The 12,668-nt window shown below is 75.7% G+C and carries 14 protein-coding genes; 6 read left to right on the top strand and 8 right to left on the bottom strand.

Going from position 1 to position 12,668, the window contains the following annotated elements:
* The first annotated feature begins 46 nt into the window (after positions 1-46).
* The 3 genes from ACF08D_RS16890 to ACF08D_RS16900 all read left to right on the top strand — a co-directional run bounded on the left by ACF08D_RS16890 (position 47) and on the right by ACF08D_RS16900 (position 2,545).
* Positions 47-1,855, top strand: coding sequence for a serine hydrolase (locus tag ACF08D_RS16890; protein ID WP_392223387.1), 1,809 nt, complete (start codon positions 47-49; stop codon positions 1,853-1,855).
* Between the two features lie 107 nt (positions 1,856-1,962).
* Positions 1,963-2,163, top strand: a complete 201-nt coding sequence (locus ACF08D_RS16895) for an antitoxin (protein ID WP_392223388.1) — start codon at positions 1,963-1,965, stop codon at positions 2,161-2,163.
* A gap of 205 nt (positions 2,164-2,368) precedes the next feature.
* Entirely contained in the window at positions 2,369-2,545 is a 177-nt protein-coding gene (locus tag ACF08D_RS16900) for a hypothetical protein (RefSeq protein WP_392223389.1), read from the top strand.
* A gap of 91 nt (positions 2,546-2,636) precedes the next feature.
* Here the strand turns inward: ACF08D_RS16900 and ACF08D_RS16905 are convergent, their stop codons facing one another.
* The 7 genes from ACF08D_RS16905 to ACF08D_RS16935 form a co-directional block, all read right to left on the bottom strand.
* Complete coding sequence (locus ACF08D_RS16905) at positions 2,637-4,181, bottom strand: phytoene desaturase family protein (RefSeq protein WP_392223390.1); 1,545 nt, start codon at positions 4,179-4,181, stop codon at positions 2,637-2,639.
* A complete protein-coding gene (locus ACF08D_RS16910; protein WP_392223391.1) occupies positions 4,178-5,959 on the bottom strand; it encodes a protein kinase in 1,782 nt (593 codons plus the stop codon). Before ACF08D_RS16910 ends, ACF08D_RS16905 begins: the two co-directional genes overlap by 4 nt.
* A gap of 41 nt (positions 5,960-6,000) precedes the next feature.
* Positions 6,001-6,876 (bottom strand): oxygenase MpaB family protein, encoded by an 876-nt coding sequence (locus ACF08D_RS16915; protein ID WP_392223392.1) that lies wholly within the window; start codon positions 6,874-6,876, stop codon positions 6,001-6,003.
* 92 nt (positions 6,877-6,968) lie between these two features.
* Complete coding sequence (locus tag ACF08D_RS16920; protein ID WP_392223393.1) at positions 6,969-7,385, bottom strand: CBS domain-containing protein; 417 nt, start codon at positions 7,383-7,385, stop codon at positions 6,969-6,971.
* A 57-nt stretch (positions 7,386-7,442) separates the two neighbouring features.
* Positions 7,443-7,694: a DUF6480 family protein gene (locus tag ACF08D_RS16925; RefSeq protein ID WP_392223394.1), complete on the bottom strand. Its 252-nt coding sequence runs from the start codon at positions 7,692-7,694 to the stop codon at positions 7,443-7,445.
* Positions 7,695-7,723: 29 nt separating this feature from the next.
* A complete protein-coding gene (locus ACF08D_RS16930) occupies positions 7,724-7,945 on the bottom strand; it encodes a CDGSH iron-sulfur domain-containing protein (protein WP_392223395.1) in 222 nt (73 codons plus the stop codon).
* Positions 7,929-8,594: a HemK2/MTQ2 family protein methyltransferase gene (locus tag ACF08D_RS16935; protein WP_392223396.1), complete on the bottom strand. Its 666-nt coding sequence runs from the start codon at positions 8,592-8,594 to the stop codon at positions 7,929-7,931. Before ACF08D_RS16935 ends, ACF08D_RS16930 begins: the two co-directional genes overlap by 17 nt.
* 69 nt (positions 8,595-8,663) lie before the next feature.
* On the opposite strand from ACF08D_RS16935, the gene ACF08D_RS16940 reads away from it, so the two are divergent.
* Positions 8,664-10,211 carry an FAD-dependent oxidoreductase gene (locus tag ACF08D_RS16940; protein ID WP_392223397.1) on the top strand — a complete coding sequence of 516 codons (1,548 nt, stop codon included), beginning with the start codon at positions 8,664-8,666 and terminating at the stop codon, positions 10,209-10,211.
* Positions 10,208-11,233 carry an iron-containing redox enzyme family protein gene (locus ACF08D_RS16945; protein ID WP_392223398.1) on the top strand — a complete coding sequence of 342 codons (1,026 nt, stop codon included), beginning with the start codon at positions 10,208-10,210 and terminating at the stop codon, positions 11,231-11,233. Before ACF08D_RS16940 ends, ACF08D_RS16945 begins: the two co-directional genes overlap by 4 nt.
* A gap of 139 nt (positions 11,234-11,372) precedes the next feature.
* Here ACF08D_RS16945 and ACF08D_RS16950 read toward each other — a convergent pair whose 3' ends face one another.
* A complete protein-coding gene (locus ACF08D_RS16950; RefSeq protein WP_392223399.1) occupies positions 11,373-11,576 on the bottom strand; it encodes a hypothetical protein in 204 nt (67 codons plus the stop codon).
* 209 nt (positions 11,577-11,785) lie between these two features.
* Between ACF08D_RS16950 and ACF08D_RS16955 the strand changes: the two genes are divergently transcribed.
* Positions 11,786-12,637 (top strand): siderophore-interacting protein, encoded by an 852-nt coding sequence (locus ACF08D_RS16955; RefSeq protein ID WP_392224082.1) that lies wholly within the window; start codon positions 11,786-11,788, stop codon positions 12,635-12,637.
* The last annotated feature ends 31 nt before the right edge of the window (positions 12,638-12,668 follow it).

The following is a 12,668-nucleotide window of genomic DNA, read 5'->3' on the forward strand; positions in this document are numbered from 1 at the left end:
CGGCGGGGGGCCCGGGGGCCGGTGCGGTGACGGGTCCGGTGGCGGGATGAGCCGCCGGCGGTTCGGTGGCGGGGTGCTGACCCTGGGAGGTGCGCTGATGATCGGTGCGATTCCGGGGGCGGCGGCCGCACCCGGCGACGGCGGGACCGGTGGTGGCGGAGGCTCGGCGGGGGGCGGAGGTCCGGCGGGGGGCGGGCGGCCGACACTGCGGCTGGGGTCCGCCGAGCGCGCCGGGCTGCTGCCCGAGCACCTGGACCGGCTGGTCGCCGACGCGGAGCGGTTCCTCGACCCCTCCCCCAAGCACCCGTGGTACGCCGGAGCCGTCCTGCTGGCCGGGCGGGGCGCGACGGTGGCGCTGCACCGGGCGATCGGGCACGCGGTGCGCTACGAGGCGTACGACGAGAAGACGGACACCGGCGTGGAGTTGCCGCCCGAGCGGCGGATCGCGATGGCCGACGACACGGTGTTCGACCTGGCGTCGGTCTCCAAGCTCTTCACCTCCCTCCTGGCCGTGCAGCAGATCGAGCGCGGGGCGCTGGACCTGGAGGGGCGGGTGACGGCGTACCTCCCCGAGTTCGGGGGCGGCGGCAAACAGGACGTGACGGTACGTCAACTCCTGACGCACACCTCCGGTTTCCGCTCCTGGCTCCCGCTGTACAAGGAGCCGACGCACGAGGGGAAGCTGCGGCTGCTGTGGCAGGAGGCGCCGGTGCACCCGCCGGGCACGGCGTACCTGTACTCCGACCTCAACCTGATCACGCTCCAGCTGATCCTGGAGGAGATCACCGGCCGGTCGCTGGACGCCCTGCTGCGCAACGAGATCACCGCGCCGCTGGGCATGCACCGGACCCGGTTCAACCCGCCCGCCTCCTGGCGGCCGAAGATCGCCGCCACCGAGGACGCCCGGGCCCCCTGGTCGGGGCTGGAGCGCGGGATGGTGTGGGGCGAGGTGCACGACGAGAACGCCCACAGCCTCGGCGGGGTCGCCGGGCACGCCGGGGTCTTCTCCTGCGCCTGGGACCTGGCGATCCTCGCCCGGACGCTGCTCAACGGCGGGGTGTACGGCCGGGCCCGCATCCTGCGGCCCTCGTCGGTGGAGCTGATGTTCACCGACTTCAACACCGCGTTCCCCGGCGACGAGCACGGGCTGGGCTTCGAGCTCTACCAGCACTGGTACATGGGCGCCATGGCCACGCCGCGCACCGCGGGCCACACCGGTTTCACCGGCACCAGCATGGTCATCGACCCGACCACCGACTCCTTCCTGGTGGTCCTCGGCAACTCGGTGCACCCGGTGCGCAGTTGGCGCTCCGGCTCGGCGCCCCGGGTGGCCGCGGCCAACCACCTGGCCCGTGCCGTCCCGGTCCGCCCGGAGCGCGGGCGCACCGCCTGGTACAGCGGCATGGCGGCGGACGCCGGGGCGACGCTCACCCTGCCGGACCTCACCCCGGTGTCGCCGCGCCCGCGGCTGCGCTGCCTGGTGTGGTGGGACACCGAGCCGGGCGCGGACGGGCTCTTCCTGGAGGCGTCCGGCGACGCGGGAGCGACCTGGCGCCCGGTGCCGTTCAGCACCGACGCCCGGGGTGACGGCCAGGAGCCCCTGCCGCGTCCGGACGGCGCCCTGAGCGGGTGGTCCGGCCGGGTCTGGCACCGGCTGGAGGCGGACCTGGCGGCCTGGCGGGGCGCGCCGGTGCGGCTGCGGTGGCGGTACGCGACGGACCGGCTGTACGTCGGCCGGGGGGCGTACGTGGACGGGGTCCGCGTCCTGGACGGCTCCCGGACCCTCTTCGACGAGGCGCGGCCGGCGGACGCGGCCCGGATCGTGGCGCACGGGTGGACCGCCTCGGCCGACTGACGGCCCCGTGCCGCCTCGGCGGGGGGCCGGTTCCCGCGCGGATGCGGGTTGCGTACAGCAGGGTGAGACTGAGGGGCGGGGGGTCACTCGGCGAGGAGGAAGACCCTATGTCCGTGATGGACAAGCTCAAGCAGATGCTCAAGGGCCACGAGGACAAGGCCGGCCAGGGGATCGACAAGGCCGGCGACTTCGTGGACGACAAGACCCAGGGCAAGTACAGCGGCCAGGTCGACACCGCGCAGGACAAGGCGAGGGGCCAGTTCGGCGGTGGCACCGACCCCAACCAGGAGCCGCCCACCCGGACCTGACCGCACGGTCCTCCGCCGCGTCCCCGGTGGCCAGGGGTGCTCCCCCACGGCCTCCGGGGCCGCGGCATGCCCGGGCGCGGGACGCGGCCCGGCCGGGGCGTTTCCCCTTCGCGGACCTCGTACCACCCGCCCGCACGACTCGGCGTGCGGTTCGGTGGCGGCTGATGAACAGTCGTGTCGAGTCCCCAACTCGAAGGAGAAACTCATGCTTCGGCGCATCTCGCTCGTTCTGGCCGGTCTGCTCGCGGTCGGCTTCATGGCCGCGGCTCCCGCCGCCGCCCACTCCTCGGACGTCGAGGGCTGCTGGGGTTCCGGCGGCGCGGTGAAGGCCGGTGACGTCAAGGTCGCGCACATCGACGCCACCTGCTGGGAGATCGACTGACCGGCCGGCACTCCCCCGGCACATCGGATGGGCGCCCCGAGTGGCGCCCATCCGGCGTGTCGGCCCCCCGTCCCGCCCCGCCGGACGGGGGTCAGCGCCCCAGTACCGCCATGGCGGCGTTGTGGCCGGGGATGCCGCTGACCCCGCCGCCCCGTGCCGCGCCCGCCCCGCACAGCAGCACATTGGCGTGCTCCGTCTCCACGCCCCACCGGCCGGTGGACCCGTCCGCGTACGGCCAGGTGAGGTCCCGGTGGAAGATGTGGCCGCCGGGCAGCCGGAGGTCCCGCTCCAGGTCCAGCGGGGTCTTCGCCTCGATGCACGGGCGGCCGTCCGCGTCGCGGGCGAGGCAGTCCTCGATCGGTTCGTCCAGGTGGGCGTCCAGCTCGGCCAGGGTCGCCTTGAGCAGGGCCGTCCGGGCGGCGTCGTTGTCGGCGGTGAACAGCCGCGCCGGGGCGTGCAGCCCGAACAGCGTCAGCGTCTGCCAGCCGCGGGCGGCGAGGTGGGGCCCGAGGATCGAGGGGTCGCTCAGCGAGTGGCAGTAGATCTCGGAGGGCGGGGCGCTCGGCAGCCGGCCGGCCGCGGCTTCCTGGTAGGCGGCGGCCAGCTGCCCGTACCCCTCCGCGATGTGGAACGTCCCGGCGAACGCCTCCCGGGGGTCGACGGACCGGTCGCGGAGCCGGGGCAGCCGTTCCAGCAGCATGTTGACCTTCAGCTGGGCGCCCTCGGCGGGCGGCGGGGCACCGCGGCCCAGCAGGGCGGCCAGGGCGTGCGGGGAGGCGCCGACCAGGACGTGCCGGGCGGCGACCGTGCCCTCGGCGGCCTCGGTGCGGAAGGCAACCTCGGCGGTGCGGCCGTCCGTCTCGACCCGTGTCGCCTCGTGGCCCGTGCGGATGTCCGCGCCCGCCGAGCGCGCGGCGGCGGCCAGGGCGTCGGTGAGCGCGCCCATGCCGCCGACCGGGACGTTCCACTCCCCCGTGCCGCCGCCGATCACGTGGTAGAGGAAGCAGCGGTTCTGCGCCAGGGACGGGTCGTGGGTGTCGGCGAAGGTGCCGATCAGCGCGTCGGTCAGCACCACGCCCCGGACCAGGTCGTCGGCGAAGTGCTCCTCGATCGCCACCCCTACGGGCTCCTCGAAGAGAGCCCGCCACGCCTCGTCGTCGTCGACGCGGGCGCGCAGGGCCTCCCGGGTGGGCAGGGGCTCGGTGAGGGTGGGGAAGACGCGTTCCGCGACGCGGCCGGTGAGGGCGTAGAACCGCTGCCAGGCGGTGTACTCGGCGTCCGAGCCGGTGAGCGCGGCGAACGACTCCCGGGTCCGGGCGCCGCCCACCAGCAGGCCGGTGGCCCTGCCCCGGCGCTCGGCCGGGGTGTACGAGGAGACGGTGCGCCGGGCGACGGCGAACCGCAGGCCCAGGTCGCGCACGATCCTGGGCGGCAGCAGGGACACCAGGTAGGAGTAGCGCGACAGCCGGGCGTCGACGCCGGCGAAGGGGCGGGTGGAGACGGCGGCCCCGCCGGTGGCGGGCAACCGTTCCAGCACCAGGACGGAGCGCCCGGCGCGGGCGAGGTAGGCGGCGGCGACGAGGCCGTTGTGGCCGCCGCCGACGATGACGGTGTCGTACGAGCGCTGTACGGTCATGGCCCTTCGTAGCACGCGCCGGCGCCGGACCTCCAGGGGCCGCCGGCGCCGGTCCTGCCGTGGCCGGCGGGCCCCGGGCCTCCCGCCCGGCGCAGTTCGGCGACCAGGGCGCGCAGCGCGGCGGCGTCGGTGTGCCGTCCGAGCCGCTGCAGGCAGTGCGCCTCGTCGTCCCGGCCCGCCAGGGCGTCCGGGTGGGCGGGTCCGAGCACCCGGTCGCGGGCCGCGGTCACCCGCTGGTACAGCGGGAGCGCCTCGCCCCACTGGCCGAGCCGGCCGAGGCCGGTGGCCACCTCGTGGTGCGCGGCGAGCGTGTCGGGGTGCTCCGGTCCGAGGACGCGGGCGCGGCCGTCGGCCACCTGGCGCTGGGTGCGCAGCGCCTCGTCCCACCGTCCGAGGCGGGCGAGTGTCCGGGCCGCCTCGTGGCGGGCGGCCAGGGTGTCCGGGTGGTCGGGCCCGAGGGCGCGGGCGCGGTCGTCCGCGAGGCGGCCGGGCTCGCCCGGGAAGGGGTGGTAGCTCGCCGGGCCGGTCGCCGGGCCGGCGGGGCCGGTCCAGCGGGCGGTGAGCGCGGCCGCCGGGTCGGGCGGCGGGACGCTGTACGGCGGGAGGGTGCCGACGGCCTTGGGCCCGGTGGTCAGGGGCAGCGCCCAGGACGGGAGGCCGAGGGCATGCGCGTGGGGGCCGGGGGCGGGTGCGAGGACCGGGACGGACGGTGCGGGAAAGCCGTAGGGGGAGTGCGCGGGCGTGTGGGGGCCCGGGGCGGGCGTATGGAGGCTGTGGGCGGGCGTGTGGGGGCTGTGGGCGGGCGCCGGCGGGAAGGGCGCGGCGGGTGTCCCCGGGGCGTGCGCCGGCGGGGGCGGCCAGGGCGACCGGGGCGCGTGGGGGCCCGCGGCGGGCGGTGGGGGGACGCCCGGGAGCACTCCGGCCCGGGCGGCGGGGCCGGCGGCGATCCGGCTGCGGAGGTCGGCCGCGTCCGACGGGCGGCCGTCGGGCGTCTTGGCGAGCAGGTCGAGCACGGCCCGCTCGAAGAACTCGGGCACCTCCGCGCGGCGGGTGCGCAGCGGCTCGGGCGGGGTGTCGCGGTGCCCCACCAGGATCGCCCAGGCGTCGTCCAGGTCGAAGGGCGGGGCGCCGGTGGCCAGTTCGTACAGCACGCAGCCCAGCGAGTAGAGGTCGCTGCGGTGGTCGACCTGGCCGCCGCTGATCTGCTCGGGCGACATGTAGTGCGGGGTGCCCATGGCGATGCCGGTGCCGGTGAGCCGGGCGGTGAAGCCGATGTCCGCGCCGAGCCGGGCGATGCCGAAGTCGCAGATCTTCACCGTGCCGTCGGCGAGCCGCATGATGTTGGCCGGTTTGAGGTCCCGGTGCACGATGCCCTGGCGGTGGGTGTAGGCGAGGGCGTCGGCGACCTGTTCGGCGATGTCGACGACGTCGTGCACGGGCAGCGGGTGCTGGGCGTTGTCGGCCAGGAGCTGGCTGAGGTTGCGCCCTTCCAGCAGCTCCATGACCAGGTAGAGCTGGCCGTCGGAGTCGCCGAAGTCATGGACGACGGTGACGCCCCGGTGCTGGAGGGCGGCGGCGACGCGGGCCTCGCGGCGGAACCGCTCGCGCAGCACGTCGGCCAGCTCCCGGTCCGCCTGCGGCCCCAGCGGCTTGAGGCACTTCACCGCCACCCGGCGGCCGAGCGACTCGTCGGTGGCGCGCCAGACCTCGCCCATCCCGCCGCGTCCGATCAACTCCTCCAGCCGGTACCGGCCCTGGAGCAGTCTGGTGTCCCCCATCGCGTGCCATCGCCCCCGTCGTGTCCCCGTCGATCAGCCCGTCACTCCCGTTGATCCGGTCCCGGCCCGTCCAGTATGGCGGCCTGTCCGCGGAGTTTGTACGGGGCCGGACGGGTGTCGCGCCCCAGTCTGGCCGTCGCCCGGAGGATGTGACGGGGCGGGAGTTGCCAGCGGATACGGGAGGGGACGCAGCGCAACAGGGTGCCGGTGGCGGTCAGGCGGCGGGTGACGGCCCCCGGGGCGGGTGCCGGCCGGCCGTAGAGGGCGTGGGCGAAGGGCGGGAGCGAGTCGTACGCCAGCGAGGCCACCGTGCGCCAGAGCACGGCGCGGGCGGGCACCAGCGGGGCGGGGACCGGCGGCCGGCGCAGGAAGGCGTCGACGGTGCGGGCGTCCTCCCCGGCGGTGAGCTGCGGGCGCATGCCGTCGAAGTAGCCGGACAGCGCGGCGGTGGAGCCGGGCACCCGGTCCGGGTCGAGCCCGACGAGCCGGGCGCTGCGGCGCTGTTCGTCGAGGTAGCGGTCGGCCTGGGCGGCGCTGAGCGTGATGCCGGAGCGGCGCAGGACGTGCAGGTAGGAGTCCACCTCGGCGCAGTGCACCCACAGCAGCAGCTCGGGCCGGTCGACGCCCAGCAGGCGGTGGACGCGGCGGACACGGGCGCCGGCGGCCTCGGCGGCCTCGGTGGTGTCGTAGGTGCGGGTGCCGACGAAGCCGGCGGTGCGCATCAGCCGCCCCCAGGCGTCGTCCAGGAAGCTGCTGTTGATCATGACGCCGCGGACGGCGGCCGGGTGCAGCGCCTGGAGGTACAGCGCCCGGACGCCGGCGACCCACATCATGGGGTCGCCGTGCAGGTGCCAGGTCACGGATCCGGGCCCGAAGAGGCCGGGGTCGGCGGCGGTGTCACCGGTGGCGGGGGCCATCGTCCGACCTTACCGCCGTGCGCGGGGCCTGCCCAGGCCGCCTCCCGCGCCCGGGCCCTGCTCGCGGGCCCCGCCCCGCCGGGGCCGGGGGCTCAGTCGCTGGAGAGGGCCTGCAGCAGGTCGCCGACCTGGGGGTCGGGCAGCGCGCGGGCCACGTCGGCCTGGGAGACCATCCCCACCAGGCGGTGGTCCTCGATCACCGGGAGGCGCCGCACCCGGTGGCGCGCCATCCTGCGCAGCACCAGCTGCGCGTCGTCGTCGGCGTCCACGTACACCACGTCGCCCTGGGCGAGGTCGCCGGCCGTGGTCGTCGCGGGGTCCTTGCCGGCGCCGAGCGTCTTCACCACGATGTCGCGGTCGGTCAGCATGCCCTTGAGCCGGTCGTCGGTGCCGCAGATCGGCATGGCGCCGACCCCCAGCTGCCGCATCATCCCGGCGGCCTGGAGGACGGTGTCGTGCTCACCGACGCAGTCGACGCCCCTGGTCATGAGCTGGCGTGCGGTGGTCATGCCGGATGCTCCTCTCCGTCGGTTCGCCGCCTCACAGGAGTGCGCCGGTTCGCCACCTCACAGGAGCCGCAGGACGGCGAAGGCGATGAACAGGGCCGCCACGGCGGCGACGACCAGCATGATCAGCGCCAGCGGCGCCTTCGCCCAGCCGGTCGGGGGGTTGTGCGTCTCCTGCGGGCCGGCCCCGGGCATGCTCGACTCGGCGGGCGGCGTCTCTCCCGGCGGGACGCCGCCTCCGGCGTCGAGCCCCGTGGTGCGGTCCGGGTCGGGGTCGGGGTTCGGATCGGGATTCGGGTTCGGGTGGTTCATGCGGTACGAGTGCCGCGAACCGGGCGGTCTCAATCCTTGCGACGGTCCTCACGGGGGGTGCGGCGCCGGTGGCTGGTGTCGCACCACGGGTAGCGGCGGCTGCGGCGGCAGGTGCACACCGCGACCATGAAACGGTCGGAGGACACGGTCGATCCGTCCGGCAGCCGTATCTCGACGGGGCCCTCCATGAGCAGCGGGCCCTCCGGGTCGATCACCACCCGTTCGGCCGTACGGTCAGTCTCGCTGGGCACGGATCACCACCAAATCCTCCTTGCGCTCCTCCGGGCCGATCAGGCCGCGCTGCTCCAGCCAGGCGGCGTGCCGGGCCATCACGGGCCCGAACGGGATCGTGGTGCGCAGCTCCACCCGCGCCGACAGGCCGCCGTCCCGCAGCATGTCCAGCGTCGGGTCCACCCCGGACAGCGCCGACTGCACCAGCAGCAGGACGCCCGACTCGGTCAGCAGGCCCGGCGCGTCGGCGCAGAGCCGGTCGAGGATCTGGCGCCCGTCGGCCCCCGCGTTCCAGGCCCGTTCCGGCCCGCCGCGCAGCGGCGCCGGGGACAACACATACGGGGGGTTGGACAGGACCAGGTCGAACCGCCGCCCCCGTACGGGCGTGGTGAGGTCGCCCCGGAGGACGGTGACCGGCAGCCCGAGGCGCCAGGCGTTGAGGCGCGCGGCGAGCACGGCGCGCCAGGAGATGTCCACGGCGGTCACCCGCGCGCCCGGGCAGCCGGCCGCCATCAGGGCCAGCGCGCCCGTTCCCGTACCGACGTCGAGCACGTCGACGGCGGGCCGCGGTTCGGCGCACAGCCTGCGCAACTCGCCGCGCGCGGCCTGGGCGAGCAGTTCCGTGTCCTCCTGGGGCGCGTACACGCCGCGCGGTCTGAGTAGACGCATGAGCAGCGGGTACCTCGGACTTCTCCGGCGAAACGCCGGTGATCGGAGTGTGCGCGTGAGGAGTGAGCGATGAGCTTTGCGTCCGGGTCCGGTTCCGGGTCCCTGTGGATGGAGTACGCCCCCGGTCCGGCCCGTCCGGCCGTGGACGGCCCGGTCGAGACGGAGGTCGCCGTGGTGGGCGGCGGGATCGCCGGGCTCTGCACCGCGTGGGAGGTGGCCCGCGCCGGGCACCCGGTGGTGCTGCTGGAGGCCGACCGCATCGCCTCCGGCGTCACCGGCCACACCACCGCGAAGCTGTCGTCGCTGCACGGCCTGGTGTATGCGGACATCGCCCGGATCCACGGCGCCCGGGCCGCCCGGCTGTACGCCCATTCGCAGCAGATCGCCCTGGAGAAGGTGGCCCAGGTCAGCGAGGAGCTGGGGATCGACTGCGACCTGGAGCGGCTGCCGGCGTACACCTGGACGGAGGACCCCGGGCAGGAGGAGAAGCTCCGGAAGGAGGCCGAGGCGGCCCGGACGGCGGGGCTGCCGGCCTCGTACGAGACCGAGGTGCCGCTGCCGTTCCCGGTGGCCGGCGCGGTGCGGGTGGCGGACCAGGCGCAGTTCCACCCGCGCAAGTACCTGCTGGGGCTGGCGGCCGACCTGGAGGTGCTGGGCGGCCGGATCTTCGAGCGGACGCGGGTGACCGGGCTCAAGGAGGGGTCGCCGTGCGAGCTGACGACGAGCACCGGGCACACGGTGAAGGCGCGGGAGGTCGTCGTCGCCACGCACTACCCGGTCTTCGACCGGGCGCTGCTCTTCACCCGGCTGGAGCCCAAGCGTGAGCTGGTGGTCGCCGGGCCCGTCCCCGCCGGGCAGGACCCCGGCGGGATGTTCCTCACCTGGGAGAACAACACCCGGTCGGTGCGTACGGCGCCGATGGGCGAGGACGGCCGGCGGATGCTGATCGTCACCGGCGAGAAGTTCACCCCGGGCACCGTCGACGAGGGCGAGGTCGGGCAGCGGTACGAGAGGCTCGCCGCGTGGACGCGGGAGCGGTTCGACGGGGTGGAACTCACCCACCGCTGGGCCACGCAGGACAACATGACCACCGACCACGTGCCGTACGTGGGGCGGCTGCACGCCGGTTCGCGCCATGTGTACGTGGCCACCGGGTTCGCCGGGTGGGGTATGAGCAACGGCGTGATGGCGGGCGAGCTGATCGCGTCCCGCATCCGGGGCCGGGAGCCCGCCTGGACCAGTCTGTACGACCCGGTGCGGCTGCGCCCGGTGCACGAGGCGCCGGCGATGCTGCGGCTCCAGGCGCAGGTGGGCAAGCACTTCATCGGCGACCGGCTGCCGGGCGCGCACGCCGACTCGACGGCCGACATCCCGCGCGGCGGGGGCGCGGTGGTACGCGTCGGGGGGCGACGGCTCGCGGTCCACCGGGACGAGGCGGGGGCGCTGCACGCGGTGTCGGCGCGCTGTACGCACCTGGGGTGCCTGGTGCACTTCAACGACGAGGAGACCGCGTGGGAGTGCCCGTGCCACGGTTCGCGGTTCGACGTGGACGGGAAGGTGGTGCAGGGGCCGGCGGTACGGCCGCTGGAGCAGATGGACGTGGAGGAGAAGGAATGACGACGACCGCTCCCCTGCCCGGGGAACGGGGCCCGCTCTCGGCGGCGGTCCTGGACGTCCTGCGGGGCCGGGAGGCCCCCGGGGTGTCGGTGGCGGGCGCCGACCCGCTCGGCGAGGACCTCCAGCTGGCGCTGTACCTGGCGTACGAGCCCCACTACCGGGCCCTCGACGGCGTGGCCGACGAGCGCGAGTGGGACCCGGCGCTGCTGGGGCTGCGCCGCCCGATGGAGGAGGCGTTCCTGGGCGCCCTGCGCGAGGCGGTGCCCGGCGGAGGCGCGGACGACACGGACGTCGAGGAGGCCATCGACCCGCTGCTGGTGGAGCCGGTCGACGGCCAGGGGGTGTCCCACCGGCTGATGGCGGAGGGCACCTGGGAGCGGATGCGGGAGTACCTGGTGCACCGCTCGCTCTACCAGCTCAAGGAGTCCGATCCGCAGGCGTGGCTGATCCCGCGCCTGGAGGGGCAGGCCAAGGCGTCGCTGGTGGCGGTGGCGTACGACGAGTTCGGCGCCGGACGCGGCGAGCGGGTGCACGCCCGGCTGTTCGCGGACCTGATGGAGGGCGCGGGCCTGGACTCCTCGTACGGGCGTTATCTGGACCTCGCCCCGGCCGCGACGCTCGCCACGGTGAACGTGATGTCGCTGTTCGGGCTGCACCGCTCGCTGCGCGGGGCGGCGGCGGGGAACTTCGCGGTGCTGGAGATCACCTCGCCGCCGGGCGCCCGGCGGATGGCGAAGGCGCTGGAGCGGCTGGGGGCCGAGGAGCGGTGCCTGCGGTTCTTCACCGAGCACGTCGAGGCGGACGCGGTGCACGAGCAGGTGATGCGCCGGGACGTCCTGGGCGACCTACTGGCCCGCGAGCCGGGGCTGGCCGCGGACGTGGTGTTCGGTGTCCGGGCGACGGTCTGGCTGGACGACCTGTGGGGCGAGCGGGTGCTGGCCGCCTGGGACCGGGGCGAGTCGTCGCTGCGGGACGGGCGGCCGGCCCCCGCCCCGGCCGAGGAGTGGGCGGGCCGGGACTGAGTGCCCCGAGCACGGGCTGCGGCCTCCTCCGCGGCACGTCGCGGAGGAGGCCGCAGCCCTGTGCACGGGGGGAGCTGCCGTCAGGGGTCCGGGCTCAGAGGGGCCAGGGGGCTCAGAGTGCCCAGAGGGCTCAGGGGGCTCAGGGGAGCAGCTCGTCGAGGGCGGTCTTGCCCTTCTCGGCCAGCCTGCGTTCGGCCCAGGCCAGGTTCTTGGGGTTGACGTCACGCCCCGAGGCGAGCACCAGGTCTTCCGCACTGACGTCGCCGCCTTCGGCGCCGCTGTGCAGCAGCCTGTCGGGCGTGACGCCCTCTCGCCGGGAGGTCGAATCGGGCTCAGCGTTCATGCCGCCTCCTTGTTCGTCCTGCAGTCATTGTCGTCGCCGGGTACCCCGATCGCATCCGCTGCACCGGCCGGGGAGGGGGCGAATGTCCGTGCGGTGCCGGGGCGGGGTCGGCGCCCTGTGGGAGCCCTGTCGGAGCGCTGTCGGCGCGGGGCGCGAGCGTGGTGTCCCGGCCGCCGCCGGCGGTCCGTCCCCCGTCCTCCCGAGGAGAGATCCGTATGCCGCTCCCAGTCCGCCATGTCCGTGTCACCGCCGTCAGGCGGCTCACCCCGCGCATGGTGCGGGTCACCTTCGGCGGGGAGGCGCTCGCCGGCTTCTCCCTGGCCGGCCCCGACCAGCAGGTGAAGCTGTACTTCCCCCGGCCGGGCCGGGCGGTGCCGGTGCTGCCGGAGCCGGTCGGCGACGACTTCGCGGGGTGGTACGCCGCGTACGCCGCCCTCCCGGAGGACGAGCGGCCGTGGATGCGGAGCTACACGATCCGGGCGCACGACGCCCGGCGCGGCACCGTCGACATCGACTTCCTCCTCCACCACGGGGAGCACGGCGGTGACGGGGAGGGGCCCGCCACCCGGTGGGCGCGGGCCGCCCGGCCCGGCGACATCCTGGGCATGTTCGGGCCGTCGGCCGCCTTCGCCGCGCCGGTCGACCCCGGCCGGGCGGACTGGACGCTGCTGGCCGCCGACCAGTCGGGCCTGCCGGCCCTCGCCACGGTGGCCGAGGCCCTCCCGGACGGCCACCGCGCGGTGGCGTACGTCGAGGTGCCGGACGCGGCGGAGGAGCAGCCGGTCGGCGGGCGGGGCGACCTGACCGTCCACTGGCTGCACGGCGAGGGGCTGCTCCTCGGCGCGGTGCGGGCGGCCCGGCTGCCGGCGGGCGCGGGGTACGCCTGGCTGGCCGGGGAGGCGGGCGCGGTGCGGGCGCTGTGCCGGCACCTGGTGGACGAGCGGGGCATGGACCGGCGGTCGGTCGACTTCGCCGGGTACTGGCGCCGCCGGCTGAGCCAGGACGACGCGCCCACCGAGGACGACCTCGCCGAGGCCCGGGAGCGCCTGGCCGGGTCGTGACGCGGGGGTCGCTCCTGGGCGGTGGCCCGCC

The organism is Streptomyces sp. NPDC015131, assembly GCF_043079975.1.
GTDB lineage: Bacteria > Actinomycetota > Actinomycetes > Streptomycetales > Streptomycetaceae > Streptomyces.